18 protein-coding genes are annotated in these 13,594 nt (G+C 64.4%); 8 read left to right on the top strand and 10 right to left on the bottom strand.

What is annotated here, in order from left to right:
- Nucleotide 1 precedes the first annotated feature (1 nt).
- The gene (locus IC66_RS0102640; RefSeq protein ID WP_038946573.1) at nucleotides 2-703 is read right to left on the bottom strand and encodes a GrlR family regulatory protein; all 702 of its coding nucleotides are present in this window, start codon (nucleotides 701-703) and stop codon (nucleotides 2-4) included.
- Nucleotides 704-900: 197 nt separating this feature from the next.
- Nucleotides 901-1,935: a glutamine synthetase beta-grasp domain-containing protein gene (locus IC66_RS0102635; protein ID WP_038946572.1), complete on the bottom strand. Its 1,035-nt coding sequence runs from the start codon at nucleotides 1,933-1,935 to the stop codon at nucleotides 901-903.
- 540 nt (nucleotides 1,936-2,475) lie between these two features.
- On the opposite strand from IC66_RS0102635, the gene IC66_RS0102630 reads away from it, so the two are divergent.
- Complete coding sequence (locus IC66_RS0102630; RefSeq protein ID WP_028144945.1) at nucleotides 2,476-2,679, top strand: DUF2735 domain-containing protein; 204 nt, start codon at nucleotides 2,476-2,478, stop codon at nucleotides 2,677-2,679.
- Between the two features lie 112 nt (nucleotides 2,680-2,791).
- On the opposite strand, the gene IC66_RS0102625 is transcribed toward IC66_RS0102630, so the two are convergent.
- Nucleotides 2,792-3,103: an MliC family protein gene (locus IC66_RS0102625; protein ID WP_038946571.1), complete on the bottom strand. Its 312-nt coding sequence runs from the start codon at nucleotides 3,101-3,103 to the stop codon at nucleotides 2,792-2,794.
- Nucleotides 3,104-3,175: 72 nt separating this feature from the next.
- On the opposite strand from IC66_RS0102625, the gene IC66_RS0102620 reads away from it, so the two are divergent.
- From IC66_RS0102620 to IC66_RS0102600, 6 genes are all read left to right on the top strand, one after another.
- Nucleotides 3,176-3,919, top strand: coding sequence for a tyrosine-protein phosphatase (locus tag IC66_RS0102620; RefSeq protein WP_038946570.1), 744 nt, complete (start codon nucleotides 3,176-3,178; stop codon nucleotides 3,917-3,919).
- 23 nt (nucleotides 3,920-3,942) lie between these two features.
- Nucleotides 3,943-4,623, top strand: a complete 681-nt coding sequence (locus IC66_RS0102615) for an SDR family oxidoreductase (RefSeq protein ID WP_038946569.1) — start codon at nucleotides 3,943-3,945, stop codon at nucleotides 4,621-4,623.
- Nucleotides 4,624-4,678: 55 nt separating this feature from the next.
- Nucleotides 4,679-4,876 (top strand): hypothetical protein, encoded by a 198-nt coding sequence (locus tag IC66_RS0102610; protein WP_028144949.1) that lies wholly within the window; start codon nucleotides 4,679-4,681, stop codon nucleotides 4,874-4,876.
- Entirely contained in the window at nucleotides 4,873-5,127 is a 255-nt protein-coding gene (locus tag IC66_RS48125; RefSeq protein WP_080670307.1) for a ParE family toxin-like protein, read from the top strand. The genes IC66_RS0102610 and IC66_RS48125 overlap by 4 nt, the downstream gene beginning before the upstream one ends.
- An 85-nt stretch (nucleotides 5,128-5,212) precedes the next feature.
- Nucleotides 5,213-5,899 (top strand): DUF2161 domain-containing phosphodiesterase, encoded by a 687-nt coding sequence (locus IC66_RS0102605; protein WP_028144950.1) that lies wholly within the window; start codon nucleotides 5,213-5,215, stop codon nucleotides 5,897-5,899.
- Nucleotides 5,900-5,994: 95 nt separating this feature from the next.
- Nucleotides 5,995-6,300 (top strand): hypothetical protein, encoded by a 306-nt coding sequence (locus tag IC66_RS0102600; RefSeq protein ID WP_028144951.1) that lies wholly within the window; start codon nucleotides 5,995-5,997, stop codon nucleotides 6,298-6,300.
- A gap of 81 nt (nucleotides 6,301-6,381) precedes the next feature.
- Here the strand turns inward: IC66_RS0102600 and IC66_RS0102595 are convergent, their stop codons facing one another.
- Both IC66_RS0102595 and IC66_RS0102590 read right to left on the bottom strand, forming a co-directional pair.
- Nucleotides 6,382-6,993 (bottom strand): GNAT family N-acetyltransferase, encoded by a 612-nt coding sequence (locus tag IC66_RS0102595; RefSeq protein WP_038946568.1) that lies wholly within the window; start codon nucleotides 6,991-6,993, stop codon nucleotides 6,382-6,384.
- Nucleotides 6,994-7,160: 167 nt separating this feature from the next.
- Nucleotides 7,161-7,559 (bottom strand): PaaI family thioesterase, encoded by a 399-nt coding sequence (locus IC66_RS0102590; protein WP_038946567.1) that lies wholly within the window; start codon nucleotides 7,557-7,559, stop codon nucleotides 7,161-7,163.
- Between the two features lie 117 nt (nucleotides 7,560-7,676).
- On the opposite strand from IC66_RS0102590, the gene IC66_RS0102585 reads away from it, so the two are divergent.
- Nucleotides 7,677-8,465: a cobalamin-binding protein gene (locus tag IC66_RS0102585; RefSeq protein ID WP_038946566.1), complete on the top strand. Its 789-nt coding sequence runs from the start codon at nucleotides 7,677-7,679 to the stop codon at nucleotides 8,463-8,465.
- Between the two features lie 163 nt (nucleotides 8,466-8,628).
- Here IC66_RS0102585 and kynU read toward each other — a convergent pair whose 3' ends face one another.
- The 5 genes from kynU to IC66_RS0102560 form a co-directional block, all read right to left on the bottom strand.
- A complete protein-coding gene (gene kynU / locus IC66_RS0102580; protein ID WP_038946565.1) occupies nucleotides 8,629-9,831 on the bottom strand; it encodes a kynureninase in 1,203 nt (400 codons plus the stop codon).
- A 19-nt stretch (nucleotides 9,832-9,850) separates the two neighbouring features.
- Nucleotides 9,851-10,690, bottom strand: a complete 840-nt coding sequence (gene kynA / locus IC66_RS0102575) for a tryptophan 2,3-dioxygenase (RefSeq protein WP_028144956.1) — start codon at nucleotides 10,688-10,690, stop codon at nucleotides 9,851-9,853.
- Nucleotides 10,691-10,726: 36 nt separating this feature from the next.
- Nucleotides 10,727-11,536 (bottom strand): alpha/beta hydrolase, encoded by an 810-nt coding sequence (locus IC66_RS0102570; RefSeq protein WP_028144957.1) that lies wholly within the window; start codon nucleotides 11,534-11,536, stop codon nucleotides 10,727-10,729.
- 249 nt (nucleotides 11,537-11,785) lie between these two features.
- Entirely contained in the window at nucleotides 11,786-13,063 is a 1,278-nt protein-coding gene (locus tag IC66_RS0102565) for an ArgE/DapE family deacylase (RefSeq protein WP_038946564.1), read from the bottom strand.
- A gap of 54 nt (nucleotides 13,064-13,117) precedes the next feature.
- Nucleotides 13,118-13,594, bottom strand: a 477-nt coding sequence (locus IC66_RS0102560; protein WP_038946563.1) for a pyridoxamine 5'-phosphate oxidase family protein, incomplete at its 5' end; no start/stop codon positions are given.

Raw genomic sequence — 13,594 nt, 5'->3', positions numbered from 1 at the left:
ATCAGGCGCGATGCATCAGCTTGAGCGCGGCGGTCAGGCGCAGGCTGCGCTTGCCGGCAAGCGCAGTCGCCTCCAGCACCGCCTGCTCCGCATCGTAGCTGCCGGAGAAGCCGATACCGACCTCGTGGCCGCCGAAGATCGGGTCGTCCTTGGCCGGCGTGTGCTCCTGGTTGAGTATCTGGCCCTTCCAGCGCCCGTTCGCGGCGGTGTAGCTGCCGAGATAGTAGAATGCCGCATCGCCGCCGAGGATGCGGCCCCGGTTGAGCAGCATCACGCCGGTGAGGCCGCCGTCCAGACCGTCGAGCATGCGCAGATGGATTGAGTAGAGGCCGTCCGCGATGCCGGCTTCGCCGACGCCACCGGCGATCGGCACCTCGTCTTCCGTGATCGGCGTCATCACCGACTGGAAGGGAATGCCGGGCAGCTCCTTCAGCTCACCCTTGAAGCGATAGAGGTCGCCATCCGCCCAGCCCTTGGCGAGCAAGGTCGCATCGTCGGTGCCTGCCATGGCGCGGTAGTTCGGATCGGGGTTATGGCGGACGGTGCTGATCACGACGTCGACGCCGCTGTCGGTCTTCTCGTAGGTGCCGATATGGGCGAAGGCCGAGTTGCCGCCCAGCATCTTGCCGTTGCCGGCATGCATCACGCTCCGGCCGACGGCGTCGCCGAGCTGAAATTTCACCTTGTAGAAGCCTTCAAACACCAGCCGTCCCCGGCCCTGCGCGCATCCTGCGGGCACTCTATCCCGCTTTGGGCCGATATGGACAGGCTTCACGCGACGCAGCCCTGCTGCGTCACGGGAATGGCTGTCATCAAGATGCTAAAAATCCGCCGGAGCCTTTCAGCTCCGGCGGATTGAGAGCCAACCCGGGCCAGCCCCCAGCCCGGGCCGGGAGGATCTTAGGCCGCAGCCTTCTTGTCGGCCGGCACGGAGGCGATCGTCTTCAGGATCTGCGAAGCGATCTGGTATGGGTCGCCTTGCGAGTTCGGACGACGGTCTTCCAGATAGCCTTTGTAGCCATTGTTGACGAAGGAGTGCGGCACGCGGATCGAAGCGCCGCGGTCGGCAACGCCGTAGCTGAACTTGTTCCACGGCGCGGTCTCGTGCTTGCCGGTCAGACGCTTGTCATTGTCCGGGCCGTAGACGGCGATGTGGTCCATCAGGTTCTTGTCGAAGGCGGCCATCAGGGCCTCGAAATACTCCTTGCCGCCGACGTTGCGCATATACTCGGTCGAGAAGTTGGCGTGCATGCCGGAGCCGTTCCAGTCGGTGTCGCCGAGCGGCTTGCAGTGGAATTCGATGTCGATGCCGTACTTCTCGGTGAGGCGCAGCATCAGATAGCGGGCCATCCACATTTCGTCAGCGGCCTTCTTGGAGCCCTTGCCGAAGATCTGGAATTCCCACTGGCCCTTGGCGACTTCCGCGTTGATGCCTTCATGGTTGATGCCGGCAGCGAGGCAAAGGTCGAGGTGCTCTTCGACGATCTTGCGGGCGACGTCGCCGACGTTCGAGAAGCCGACGCCGGTGTAGTACGGGCCCTGCGGCGCCGGATAACCCGAGGTCGGGAAGCCGAGCGGACGGCCGTCCTTGTAGAAGAAGTATTCCTGCTCGAAGCCGAACCAGGCGCCGGCGTCGTCGAGAATGGTGGCGCGCTTGTTGGAGGCGTGCGGGGTCTTGCCATCGGGCATCATGACTTCGCACATCACGAGCACGCCGTTGGTGCGCGCGGCGTCCGGGAAGACGGCGACCGGCTTCAGCACGCAATCGGAGCTGTGGCCTTCGGCCTGCTGGGTGGAGGAGCCATCGAAGCCCCAGAGCGGAAGCTGCTCAAGCGTCGGGAACGACGCGAATTCCTTGATCTGAGTTTTGCCGCGCAGGTTCGGAGTCGGCGTATATCCGTCGAGCCAGATGTACTCGAGCTTATACTTGGTCATTGAGCCTCTCTGTAGATGATGCGAAAGGTTGGGGGCCTGGCGGCCCCCGAACGTTTTGTACCCGGCCATCATCGGCCGGCCCTTTACAAGCATTTAACGTGCCAAAAGGCCGCAGCGCGGGAGGTTCTCCACCGGGACTGTCCCCGGCCCGGCGTCGAGGCGATGTCGACCTCGTCGTGCGTCATAGCCGCGCACCTTTGCGTGTAGCTGCACCGCAAAAATCCCGTGAAAAGCGCCCGATTCTGAAGCAGGACGGCCCGCGCCGGAGGTTGCCGATGAAACGCGCATCAACGTCCAGCAATTTTCGCAAAGCTCCACACCCCCGCCTAGCAACCTTTGGAATGGCCCAGTCGTTGGCCACCGAAACGGTGCCTTAGGGGATGCAGCAGGCCACATGCCTACAAATTAGGCGGAAACTGATTTCGTTTTCAGCACTTTGCATTTCGGGATGCGCGGCCGATATGGGGATTCCAGTAACCACAATCGAACGAGTCGGGCGCACCATGGAGGCCAAGGCGCTTCGACCAAGGAGAAATCGCAATGATGAACAATGGTCTGAGTCACGGATCGGCAACGATCTACCAATTCCCGGTCGGGGGCCGCGCGGCTCTCGCGGGACGCCGCTATGGCGAGACCCGCCTTCCTGCCGATCACGCTTCGCTTCCGGCGAATGTCTCGATCTGCAGCGACAGCTGGTACCACCAGGACGCGGTCGACGACGCCAAGCCGAAATGGGATCGCTAATGCCTATGGTCGGTTTGAAACCGCCGCGTCTGGCAGGCGCCCGGCGGCAGCTCGAAAAGGGTCGAAACAGCGATGTTTCGGCCCTTTTTGATGCTCGCGTGAACCACGCCGTTCAGATCACCGCGCAGGCCGTCACCGGCCGCTTCAGATGCTTGACCGTGGTGCCCGCGGTCCTTCCGATGGTCAGCGTGATACCCGCCCCCGAATAGCGTTTTCCGGCGACCGACAGCCGCTTGGCGAGCGTGACCGGCTCGCCGTCGATCTGGAGAAAGGCGCGCTTGTCGTCGTCATAAAACCCGACGACGAACTGCGTACCATCGGCACAGCGATAGGTCTGGAACATCTGCGCTTCAGTCTGTCGCGCACTGGTCATTCCAGCTGCCAGCATGGCGGTCGTCAAAAGAATGGCCTTGTGCCGGCCCATGATCGCCCCCTGTAATAGCTTTCAAGGACGCCCTCTCGTGCGCCCAATGGAACCATAACCGAAGCCGATCCCATGTCAGATTCCCCTGCCCGTCACCTCGCCCTGCAAGGCGCCAGCAATTTTCGCGATCTCGGCGGCTACCCGACCAACGACGGCCGCACCACGCGCTGGCGGCACATCTTCCGCTCCAACCATCTCGGCCAGCTCACCGCCGCCGATATCGAGATCGTCAGGGCGCTCGGGGTGCGGAGCGCTTTCGATTTCCGTGGGGTTGAGGAGCGCGCGGCCGGCGTCTGCGTCGTCAGCGAGATCACGGTGCATTCGCTGCCGATCGAACCGAGCGTCGTGGCTGCGCTGCGTACCGAACTCGCAAGCGGCACGCTGACTGCACCGGTCGCGCTGGAGCTCATGCGCGAATCCTATCGCAACTACGTTCGCCACCACACGAACAGCTTTCGCAACCTGTTCGGCCATCTCCTCGAAGATCGCGCGCCGCTGGTGATCCATTGCACTGCGGGCAAGGACCGCACCGGCTTCGCCAGCGCGCTGATCCTGCATGCGCTCGGCGTACCCGATGAAATCATTGCCGAGGACTACCTGCTCACCAACCGGCATTACAAACGCGATGCGACGGCCGCCTTCGACCTGCCGGAGGACGTACGCAATGCCATCGGCAGCGTCGAAGCCTCGTACCTTGCCGCTGCATTCGAAGCCATCGGCAGTGAATATGGCGATCTCGAAACCTATTTGCGCGACGCCCTCAAGCTCGGCACGGCGGAGCGGACCGCGCTGCAGGCGCGCTACCTGCAATCATAGACAGCCGTGCCCGGAGAACGATGATGCAAGACAAGGTCCTGATCGTGACAGGCGCACACGGCGCGCTCGGCAAGGTGGTTGCGGAGATCGCACGATCGCGCGGCGCGCGCGTGGCCGGCATCGATCACGCGCCATCGCAGATTCCCGCAACGCCCGAGAGCATCGAGATCGGCGGCGTCGACCTGTCCGAGGCGCCCCAGGCGAAGACGGCAATTGATGCGGCGGCCAAGCATTTCGGCAGGCTCGATGCGCTGATCAACATCGCCGGCGGCTTCGCCTTCGAGACCGTGGGCGATGGCGACGTCAAGACCTGGCAGCGCATGTACGCACTGAACGTCCTGACCGCGCTCAACGCCTCGCGCGCGGCGCTGCCGCATCTCGCAACGTCCAGGGCCGGCCGCATCGTCAATATCGGCGCCATGGGCGCGATCCAGGCAGGCTCCGGCATGGGGCCCTATGCGGCGTCCAAGGCGGGCGTGCATCGCCTCACCGAGTCGCTGGCCAACGAGTGGAAAGGCAAGGTCACCGTGAACGCGGTGCTGCCGTCGATCATCGACACCGCCGCCAACCGCGCCGACATGCCGAAGGCGGACTTCTCCAAATGGGTAACGCCGCGGGAACTTGCTGAAGTCATCCTGTTCCTCACCGGCGACGCGGCCAGCGGCGTCACCGGCGCGCTGATCCCGGTCGGCGGGCGGGTTTAATCGAAGAGGTTCGGCCCGTCTTTTCGTAGCAAGCAGAAATTGCTATATTTAAGTCATGACGACCGAAGATATTGAGAAAGCGGTAGAGCTGCTGACGCCAAGCGAACTGGCACGCTTTCGCGCGTGGTTCGAGCAGTTTGATGCACAGCGCTTTGATCAAGCCCTGGAGCGCGACGCTCAAGCAGGAAGGCTCGATGCGTTCGCCGAGGAAGCGCTGAACGCCTACCGCACAGGGCAGACGCGCGACTTGTGAAACACGCGGCTTCGCCAAGATTTTGGAAAGCTTACGCGGCCTTGCCTGCTAATGTTAGGAAATTGGCAGACGCGAATTTCGCGCTCTTGAAAAGCGATCCCACCCACCCATCGCTGCAATTCAAGAAAGTCGGACGATTTTGGTCGGCTAGAGTCAGCCTTCGCTATAGAGCGTTGGCGGTCGAGACGAACGACGCCTACGTCTGGTTCTGGATCGGCTCCCATGCCGACTATGATCGGCTCGTAGGCTGAAACGTGGCCCTCTGGCCGTGTCCGATCCGGGCTAGACTGCCCGCAACTGATTCTCCGATCGAAACGCAAGCTTCGGACACGTTCTTTGGAAACCGCGCTTTACCTGCCCGTCAAACGCTTCCTCGAAGAGCTCGGCTTCACCGTAAAGGGCGAGATCGGCGGCTGCGATCTCGTGGGCCTCAGCGCCGGCGATCCGCCCGTGGTGGTGATCGGCGAGCTCAAGCTCGCCTTCAATCTCGAGCTGATCCTCCAGGCGGTCGACCGCGCGCCGGCCGGCGACGAGGTCTGGATTGCGGCAAAGATGTCGATCCGGGGCAAGGGGCGTGAAAGCGATGCGCGCTATCGCAATCTCTGCCGCCGCCTCGGCTTCGGCATGCTCGGCGTGACCGATCGCGGCCAGGTCGAGGTGCTGGTGAAGCCGCCGACCGCGGCGCCCCGCCGCGAGCCGAAGGTACGGTCGCGTCTCGTCGCGGAGCACCAGCGCCGCCAGGGCGATCCCGTGCTCGGCGGCAGCACCCGCGCACCGATCATGACGGCCTATCGGCAGCAGGCTCTGGCCTGCGCCTCGGCGCTCGCCGACGGGCCGCGGCCCGTGCGCGAATTGCGCGAGCGCTGCCCTGACGCCGGCAAGATCTTGCTTAACAATGTGTATGGCTGGTTCGAACGGGCCGACCGGGGAATCTACGGGCTCACCGAGGCCGGGCATGCCGCCCTGAAGCGCTGGCCGCAACAACGGATTGAGGTCGATGCCGGTGTCGCATCACCGCCCTGACACCCGACCGGTGCATAGCTGAGATGCCACACTAATTTCATATTGCAATGCAACATTTGCGGCACTAGGTATCCCGGCATCAAAACGAGGCCGTTATGAGCGCAGACTGGAATACCAAATATGGCACGCGGCGCGTCCGCCATGATCCGCCCACCCTGGATGAGGCGATCTTCGCCGCCGTCGGCATCACCGACGACCATGAGCAGCAGGCCGAGATCGCCGCAGCTCTGATGGGGATGCCGCTTGATGTCGTGCAGGCCGAGGTCAAGAAGCAGGCGCGCACCAACAGCCGCATCACCGCCACGCGCGTGATCGCCGGCGAACAGGGCGCGCAGCGGTCGGTCGTGGTCGAACGCCGCGTCGTCCGCCGCTTCAGCGCCGCCACACGCACTGGCACCTAAAGGGCTTCATACCCCTGCTCCCAATACGAAAGCGGACCGGTTTTGCCGGTCCGCTTTTTGATTCCCGACAGTTTCCTGAACTCAGGCGGCGCGATGGCCGTACATGCTGGAGATGATCTTCCAGCAGGTCGAGTTGAAGCTGAGCAAAGCGCGGCCGGCCCTGAACGGCGAGGCCGCGAGATCGGCGAGTTCGGCCTCAGGCGTCTTGGCGAGGTCGATAGTGCCAGTCGATTCGCCGTGGCGGAAAGCCAGATGCGCGCCGAACTTCCTGGCGAGCGCCCGCATGGCGTGATTCTCGGCGCCCGTGGTGATGCGCAGGCTCTTGTAGCCTTTCCAGCGCGCTTCAGCGATCAGGCGGCTGAACAAGACCGTGCCGACGCCCTGGCGGCGCGCGGTGGCTTCCACGCTGAAGGCGACTTCAGGCAGCGAACCATCTTCCGGCGGATGCAGCTCGGCAGCACCACGGACCACGCCGTCGACGATATAGGCGACGATCACGGTGCCGTCCTCGGCGCAGCGGGCGGCGTAACGCTCGATGAATGAGTCGTCGAGAAAGCCGTTAAAGCGGTCGTGCCGGCTTCCGGCATCGAGCCGCAGCAGATGATCGCGCAGGAGCGGCAATTCTTCCTGCTGGCTCAAGGTCCGCACATAGCCTGGAACGTGGGTTGTGCGGGTGGTGGCCTCAAGGGCCAAATCTTCGAGTGACAAGTCAAAACTCCTCTTGGTGTCCCTCGAGGAGGCGTTCGAATCCCTAGGTCCCCTATATTGTGCATCGCAGCATCTTTTACAAGACGAGGACCTGCCCAACTTAGAGGCACGGGAGACGACCAATTCGTTAATAAAATCAACGCCCCGTAGTCTTACAGGACCAGCTGGGTCTGGGTGACAATGGCGACTAGCTTGCCGTCCTCGGTCTCCAGCCGGGTGGTCCAAACCTGGGTCCGCCGGCCCCGATGGACCGGGGTCGCGGTGGCGATGACCGTGGTTCCCTCCTTGGCCCCGCCGATGAAATTGGTCTTGCTCTCCAGCGTGGTCGTGCCCTTGGCGTCCTCAGGCAGGTTGATCACGGTCGCGGCCGCACCGACGGAATCGGCCAGCGCCATCACAGCGCCGCCATGGATGGTGTGATGAAGCGTGCAGAGATCGGGCCGGACCATCATCCGCGCCACCACGCGGTCCATCCCGGCCTCGACGAACTCGACGCCCTTGAGCTCGGCAAACGGCATCTTCATCGCTTTAAGTTTCTCGAGCGGCGTCATCAAAAGTCCTCCCAATTGATTGTTGTCCCAACGTGAATTGCTTCGGGCGGCAAAGCAATGACGTCAGAGGTCATGGGCCGCCGTGACATCGCCCGGCATTTGCGCATATGGAACGCCATGCGCCACTTCCCGCCCCGCCGCATCGTCTGCCTGACCGAAGAGACCGTCGAAACGCTGTACCTGCTCGGCGAGCAGGATCGCATCGTCGGCGTGTCCGGCTACGCGGTTCGTCCGTCGCAGGTGCGGCGCGAGAAGCCGCGGGTGTCGGCGTTCGTGTCCGCGGACATTCCAAAGATCCTGGCGCTGGAACCGGACCTTGTGCTGGCCTTCTCCGATCTCCAGGCCGGCATCGTCGCCGATCTCGTCCGCGCAGGCATCGACGTCCACGTCTTCAACCAGCGCGACGTCGCCGGGATTTTGGCGATGATCCGCACGCTCGGTGCGCTGGTCGGCGCGGCGGAACGCGCGGAGGAACTCGCGCAAGGCCTTGAGCGGCGCCTTGCCACGATCGCCGCGACACCCCGCCCCTCGCCGCGACCGAGAGTTTATTTCGAGGAATGGGACGATCCGTTGATCTCGGGCATCGGTTGGGTGTCGGAGTTGATCGAGATCGCGGGCGGAACGGACATCTTTCCGGAGCTGAGACATCAGCAGGCCGCGAAGGATCGCATCGTTGCGGCGGAGGCGGTTCGCGAGGCAGCGCCCGAAATCATCCTCGCCTCCTGGTGCGGCAAGAAGGTCGTCTCTGCCCGCATCCGCGCGCGCGAGGGCTGGAGTGATATCCCCGCCGTGCGCGACGATCGTATCGTCGAGATCAGGTCGCCGATCATTCTGCAACCAGGACCGGCGGCGCTGACGGACGGACTGGATGCGATCGTGACGGCGTTGTGGGATAAGCGCCGATAGCGCGGCCGCCGACGCTCTCGTGTCCCGGACGCGCTGCAACGCCCCAGCGTTGCTCCGCAGAGCCGGGACCCATCTCGCGACGGAGCACGGTGCGGCGTGGGCCCAGGCTCTGCAGCGCATCACGCCGCAAGTGCGGCGCGCCGCGTCCGGGGCACGGCTTCCCTCACGTCACCGCATTCACCAACTGATATTCCGGCCGCCGCCAGACCTCGCCCGCGATCACCTCCTCGATGATCTCGGCCGCCTTCAGCACCTCGGTCTCACCAATATACAGCGGCGTAATCCCGAACCTCATGATGTCAGGCGCGCGGAAATCGCCGATGACGCCGCGGGCGATCAGCGCCTGCATGGCGGCGTAACCGCCGTCGAAGGCGAAGGAGACTTGGGAGCCGCGGTGCTCATGCGCGCGCGGGGTCACCAGCTTCAGAGACCGGCAGCGGCGCGCGACTTCGGCGATCAGCAAGTCACCGAGCGCCAGCGAGCGCGCACGGACCTCTGCCATATCGACACGGTCCCAGATGTCGAGCGAGGCCTCCAGCGCCGCCATTGCCAGCACCGGGGGTGTGCCGACGCGCATGCGTTCGACGCCACCTGCGGCCGCATAGCCAAGCTCGAATGCGAACGGCTTTGCATGCCCCATCCATCCCGACAGAGCGGCGCGCGCGCTGTCGGCGTGGCGTGGCGCGACATAGAGGAAGGCCGGCGCGCCGGGGCCGGCGTTGAGATATTTGTAGGTGCACCCCGCCGCGAAATCGGCGCCGCTCCCGGCGAGATCGACCGGCAGCGCGCCGGCGGAATGCGCGAGATCCCAGACCGTGACGATGCCGAGCGCATGCGCCTTTGCCGTGAGCTTCGCCATGTCGTGGCGGCGACCGGTGCGATAGTCGATCTCGGTGACGTAGAGCACCGCGACCTCCTCCGACAACGCAGCCTCGATCTCCTCCGGCGCCACCAGACGCAATTGATGGCCACGCCCGAGCGTCGCGATCAGGCCTTCGGCCATGTAGAGGTCGGTCGGGAAATTGCCGGTGTCCGACAGCACGATCTTGCGCGACGCGTTCATGTCGAGCGCAGCGGCCAGCGCCTGGTAGACCTTGAGCGACAGCGTGTCTCCGACCATCACCGAGCCGGCTTCCGCGCCGATCAGCCGCGCGATGCGATCGCCGACATGGCGCGGCTGCGCATACCAGCCTGCACTGTTCCAGGCGCGGATCAGCTCATTGCCCCACTCGGTCGTGATGACGCGGTTGACGCGCTCGGCCACCCCCAGCGGCAGCGCGCCGAGCGAGTTGCCGTCGAGATAGATCACGCCTTCAGGCAGATGGAACAGCGCTTTGGTGTCGTCATAGACGCGATATCTGGTCATGGATATTTCTTGGGCATTTCTACAGAATGGTGCGGACGCGCCAGAGTTCGGGGAATAGCTCGACCTCCAGCATGCGCTTGAGATAGCTGACGCCACCAGTGCCGCCGGTGCCGCGCTTGAAGCCGATGACGCGCTCGACCGTCGTCACGTGGTTGAAGCGCCAGCGACGGAAGTAATCCTCGAAATCCACCAGCTTTTCGGCGAGCTCGTAGAGCATCCAATGCGTCTCCGGCGCCTCGTAGACGACGCGCCAGGCCTGCAGCACGCCTTCGTTGAAGCTGTGGGTCTCGCGGACGTCGCGCGCGAGCACCGCCGCCGGCATCTTCAGCCCGTTGCGGTCGGCGAGCCTGAGCACCTCGTCGTAGAGGCTGGGCGTCGAAAGTTCAGCTTCGAGCAGCCTCGTCGTCTCCACATCGTGCGTGTGCGGCTTGAGCATGGCGTGGTTGCGGTTGCCGAGCAGGAATTCGATCAGCCGGTATTGCCGCGACTGGAAACCGGAGGACTGTCCGAGCTGCGAGCGGAAGCGCGTGTATTCGCTCGGCGTCATCGTGCGCAGAACGTCCCAGGCGTTGTTGAGCTGCTCGAAGATCCGCGACATCCGCGCCAGCATCTTCATGGCGGGCTGCACCTCGTCCCCGGCGATGGCACGGCGTGCGGCACTGAGTTCGTGGATGGCGAGGCGCATCCACAGCTCCGTGGTCTGATGCTGGATGATGAACAGCATCTCGTCATGCGCTTCCGACAACGGATGCTGCGCGCCCAGGATCGCATCCAGCGCGAGGTAGTCGCCGTAGGACATCCGCCGGGCGAAATCGGTCTCGGCGCCTTCTCTCGTGGGATCGTAATCGTTGGACGTCATGGGCAGGCCCTTTCGATCGATCTTCCCCGGCTTGGCTCAGTCGAGGCCGATCAGGCGCGCGGTGATCGGCGATGACGGATCCTTCAGTCCGTCGATCACGGTAAAATGGTTCAGCCCGGGATCGACGACGAGGCGTGTCGGCACGTCGAAGCCGGTCCAGAGATTGGCCATCAGGTCGGACTGACGAATGAATTCCGGCCGCTCGCTGCCGCCGACCCAGGCGGTGACGGGCGAATGCCCGCGCGGCAGATGCAGCGCCGCGCTTTCGAGCGTCGCCTCCTCCATGGTCATGCCGAGCGTCTCGTTCATCTTCGTCTTGAGCAGCGGACGCAGATCATGCAGGCCGCTGATCGAAAGCGCGCCGGCGATACGGTTGTAGACGGCGGGCTCCAGCCGGCTGTCATCGCACAGCATGCGGGTGACGAGATGGCCGCCAGCGGAGTGGCCGGCGAGCCGGATCGGCCCGGAGACGAGCGAAGCCGCCTTGGCGATCGCCGCGGCGATCTCGGCGGTGATGTCGGAGATGCGTGCGGCCGGCGTCAGCGTGTAGCTCGGCAACGCCACCGTCCAGCCATGCTGGCGCGCGCCTTCGGCCAGATCAGTCCAGGTCGATTTGTCGAAGCGCATCCAGTAGCCGCCGTGGACGAAGACGACGAGGCCCTTGCTGTCGCCGTCGGGCAGGATCAGGTCGAGGCGCTGACGCTCGCCGGCGCCATAGGCGATGTCGGCGCGAAAATCCTTCAGCCCGGCGCGGTAGGCGGCCGCCCGCTCGGCCCATTGTCCAGGCATCTTGTCCGAGCCGGGGATGTGGGCCGAGTTGGCGTAAGCATCATCCCAATCGCGCATTGTCACTCCCACGGACTCGTCCAGCAAACCGGACGCCAGTCTGCCACCGGGACGCCCAGCATCCTAGTCTTTCTTTTAAGCTTAAAGCATCTAGCAGATCGAGCGACGATTGGTTGGGCACGTTCCCCGGGCACAGCGCAGCGTGCAACGATGCGCTGCTGAACCGGGGTCCAGCGCCTCTGCCGCAACATGGGTCCCGGCTCGGCGGCGCACCGCTTCGCGCTGCCCCGCGTCCGGGACACCAGACCTTTACGCCTTCTCCACCCCGCACCATTCCGCGATGAACAGCGCCATCGCCTTGGTCGTCTTCCTCAGCGACTCCAGCTCGACATATTCGTTGAAGCCGTGCATCTCGCCGCCGCTGGCGCCGAAGCAGAGACTCGGGATGCCGTGGTTGAGGCCGTAGAAGCGGGTGTCGGTGAGCGCGGTGAAGACGAGATCCTCCGGCACGCCGCCATAGACCTTGTCGAACGCATTGCCGAACGCGGCTTCCGGTGCCGCCGCGTCGGTCAGCTCATAGCCCTCCGACAGGAAGCCGGACCATTCAATCTCCGGCGGATTGTTGGCGAGGAAGCGGTGGTTGCGCGCGGCAGCGGCGACGCAGGCCGTGATCTCCTTCTGGTGATCGGCAATCGACCAGCCCGGCAACACCGCGATCCGGCAATCGACATCGCACCAGGCCGGCACGCTGGAGGCCCAATCACCGCCCTTGATGATGCCGGGGTTGAAGTTGATGGGATGGTTCAGTGTCTTGAAGTGCCTGTCAGCCTTGGCGCGCTCGTTCCATTCGATCTCGAGCTTTTGCAGCGCCTGGATCAAATGATAGGCGGCCATGATCGCGTTCGCGCCGGAGCCGGCAAACGCGACATGGGTCGGGTGCCCCTTCACCCGCAGGCGAAACCAGATCACGCCGACCTGCGAACGCACCATCTTGCCGCCGGTCGGCTCCGGAATGAAGCAGGCGTCCGCGCGATAGCCCCGCTGCAGCGTCGACAGCGCGCCGACGCCGGTGCTCTCCTCCTCGATCACGGATTGAAAGTGAATCCGTGCCGTCGGTTTGAAGCCCGCGGCCTTGATCGCATCCAGCGCATAGAGCGCGCCGATGGTGCCAGACTTCATGTCGCAGGCACCGCGGCCGAACATCTTGCCGTCCTTGATGACGGGCGAGAACGGCGGCGTGTCCCACAGTTCCAGGGGGCCTGCGGGCACGACGTCGCAGTGGCCCTGCAGGATCAGCGATTTGCCGCCATTCGTTTGCGGACGGTAGGTGCCCACCACCGAACGCGCCTTGGAGAAGTCATGCTCGATGGGGCCGAAGCCGCGCAGGTCCTTGAGATCGTCGACGTCGATGTGCCAGTCGTCGACCTCGTAGCCGCGCGCGCGCAGGAGGTCGCCGATCATGTCCTGGCACGGCCCCTCCGCCCCGCGGGTCGAAGGGATTGCGACAAAATCGCGTGTGGTGGCGAGCTGGGCCTCGAAGCCGGCATCGACGGCGTCAAGAATCCTCTGCTGCGTTTCGGCATTCATCAGGCAACTCCCGGCATTCCAATGGTTCCCAAGGAGCGCGCAAGCTAGCCGATTTCAGCCGTTCGGGTACTCCACAAAATAAGCATCCCGCAATGCATCTTCGAGCAGGCGGCCTTCCGAATAGCCATTCAGCGTCGCAGGCCGGCTGACGCCGTCGAGCAGGCGCGGGCACGGCTCCGGCGCGCCGAGCACGGTGCGCACCGGGATGCGCTCGGCATAGATCGGCAGCGCATAGTCCTCGTCGTCGTCGGCGACACCCTTGGCACGGACCTTGGCCGAGGCCTCCTCGATCTCCATCGCAATGAAGGAGGTCGCCTTGATCTCCTGCGTGTTGCTGGCCCGCAGGCTCGCCGTGCGGTCCGGAAAGAAGCGGTCGACCATCGCGATCACCGCGCGCTCCTTCTCCTCGGGGTCGGTGACGAGATAGGCGGTGCCGAACGCCATCACCGCACGGTAGTCGGCGGAGTGATTGAAGCCGCAGCGCGCGAGCACGAGGCTGTCGAGATGGGCGACTGTGAGACACACGCGCTC

This window comes from Bradyrhizobium genomosp. III, assembly GCF_000261705.1.
Lineage (GTDB): Bacteria > Pseudomonadota > Alphaproteobacteria > Rhizobiales > Xanthobacteraceae > Bradyrhizobium > Bradyrhizobium ottawaense.
This window is presented reverse-complemented; position numbering and strand designations above follow the sequence as displayed.

What these genes read in the sequence shown, in the direction of transcription:
- IC66_RS0102635 (WP_038946572.1), bottom strand. Translation starts at nt 1,935, where the DNA reads ATGACCAAGTATAAGCTCGAGTACATCTGGCTCGACGGATATACGCCG.
- IC66_RS0102625 (WP_038946571.1), bottom strand. Translation starts at nt 3,103, where the DNA reads ATGGGCCGGCACAAGGCCATTCTTTTGACGACCGCCATGCTGGCAGCT.
- IC66_RS0102600 (WP_028144951.1), top strand. Translation starts at nt 5,995, where the DNA reads ATGAGCGCAGACTGGAATACCAAATATGGCACGCGGCGCGTCCGCCAT.
- IC66_RS0102620 (WP_038946570.1), top strand. Translation starts at nt 3,176, where the DNA reads ATGTCAGATTCCCCTGCCCGTCACCTCGCCCTGCAAGGCGCCAGCAAT.
- IC66_RS0102615 (WP_038946569.1), top strand. Translation starts at nt 3,943, where the DNA reads ATGCAAGACAAGGTCCTGATCGTGACAGGCGCACACGGCGCGCTCGGC.
- IC66_RS0102610 (WP_028144949.1), top strand. Translation starts at nt 4,679, where the DNA reads ATGACGACCGAAGATATTGAGAAAGCGGTAGAGCTGCTGACGCCAAGC.
- IC66_RS0102565 (WP_038946564.1), bottom strand. Translation starts at nt 13,063, where the DNA reads ATGAATGCCGAAACGCAGCAGAGGATTCTTGACGCCGTCGATGCCGGC.
- kynA (WP_028144956.1), bottom strand. Translation starts at nt 10,690, where the DNA reads ATGACGTCCAACGATTACGATCCCACGAGAGAAGGCGCCGAGACCGAT.
- IC66_RS0102585 (WP_038946566.1), top strand. Translation starts at nt 7,677, where the DNA reads ATGCGCCACTTCCCGCCCCGCCGCATCGTCTGCCTGACCGAAGAGACC.
- kynU (WP_038946565.1), bottom strand. Translation starts at nt 9,831, where the DNA reads ATGACCAGATATCGCGTCTATGACGACACCAAAGCGCTGTTCCATCTG.
- IC66_RS0102570 (WP_028144957.1), bottom strand. Translation starts at nt 11,536, where the DNA reads ATGCGCGATTGGGATGATGCTTACGCCAACTCGGCCCACATCCCCGGC.
- IC66_RS0102630 (WP_028144945.1), top strand. Translation starts at nt 2,476, where the DNA reads ATGATGAACAATGGTCTGAGTCACGGATCGGCAACGATCTACCAATTC.
- IC66_RS0102590 (WP_038946567.1), bottom strand. Translation starts at nt 7,559, where the DNA reads ATGACGCCGCTCGAGAAACTTAAAGCGATGAAGATGCCGTTTGCCGAG.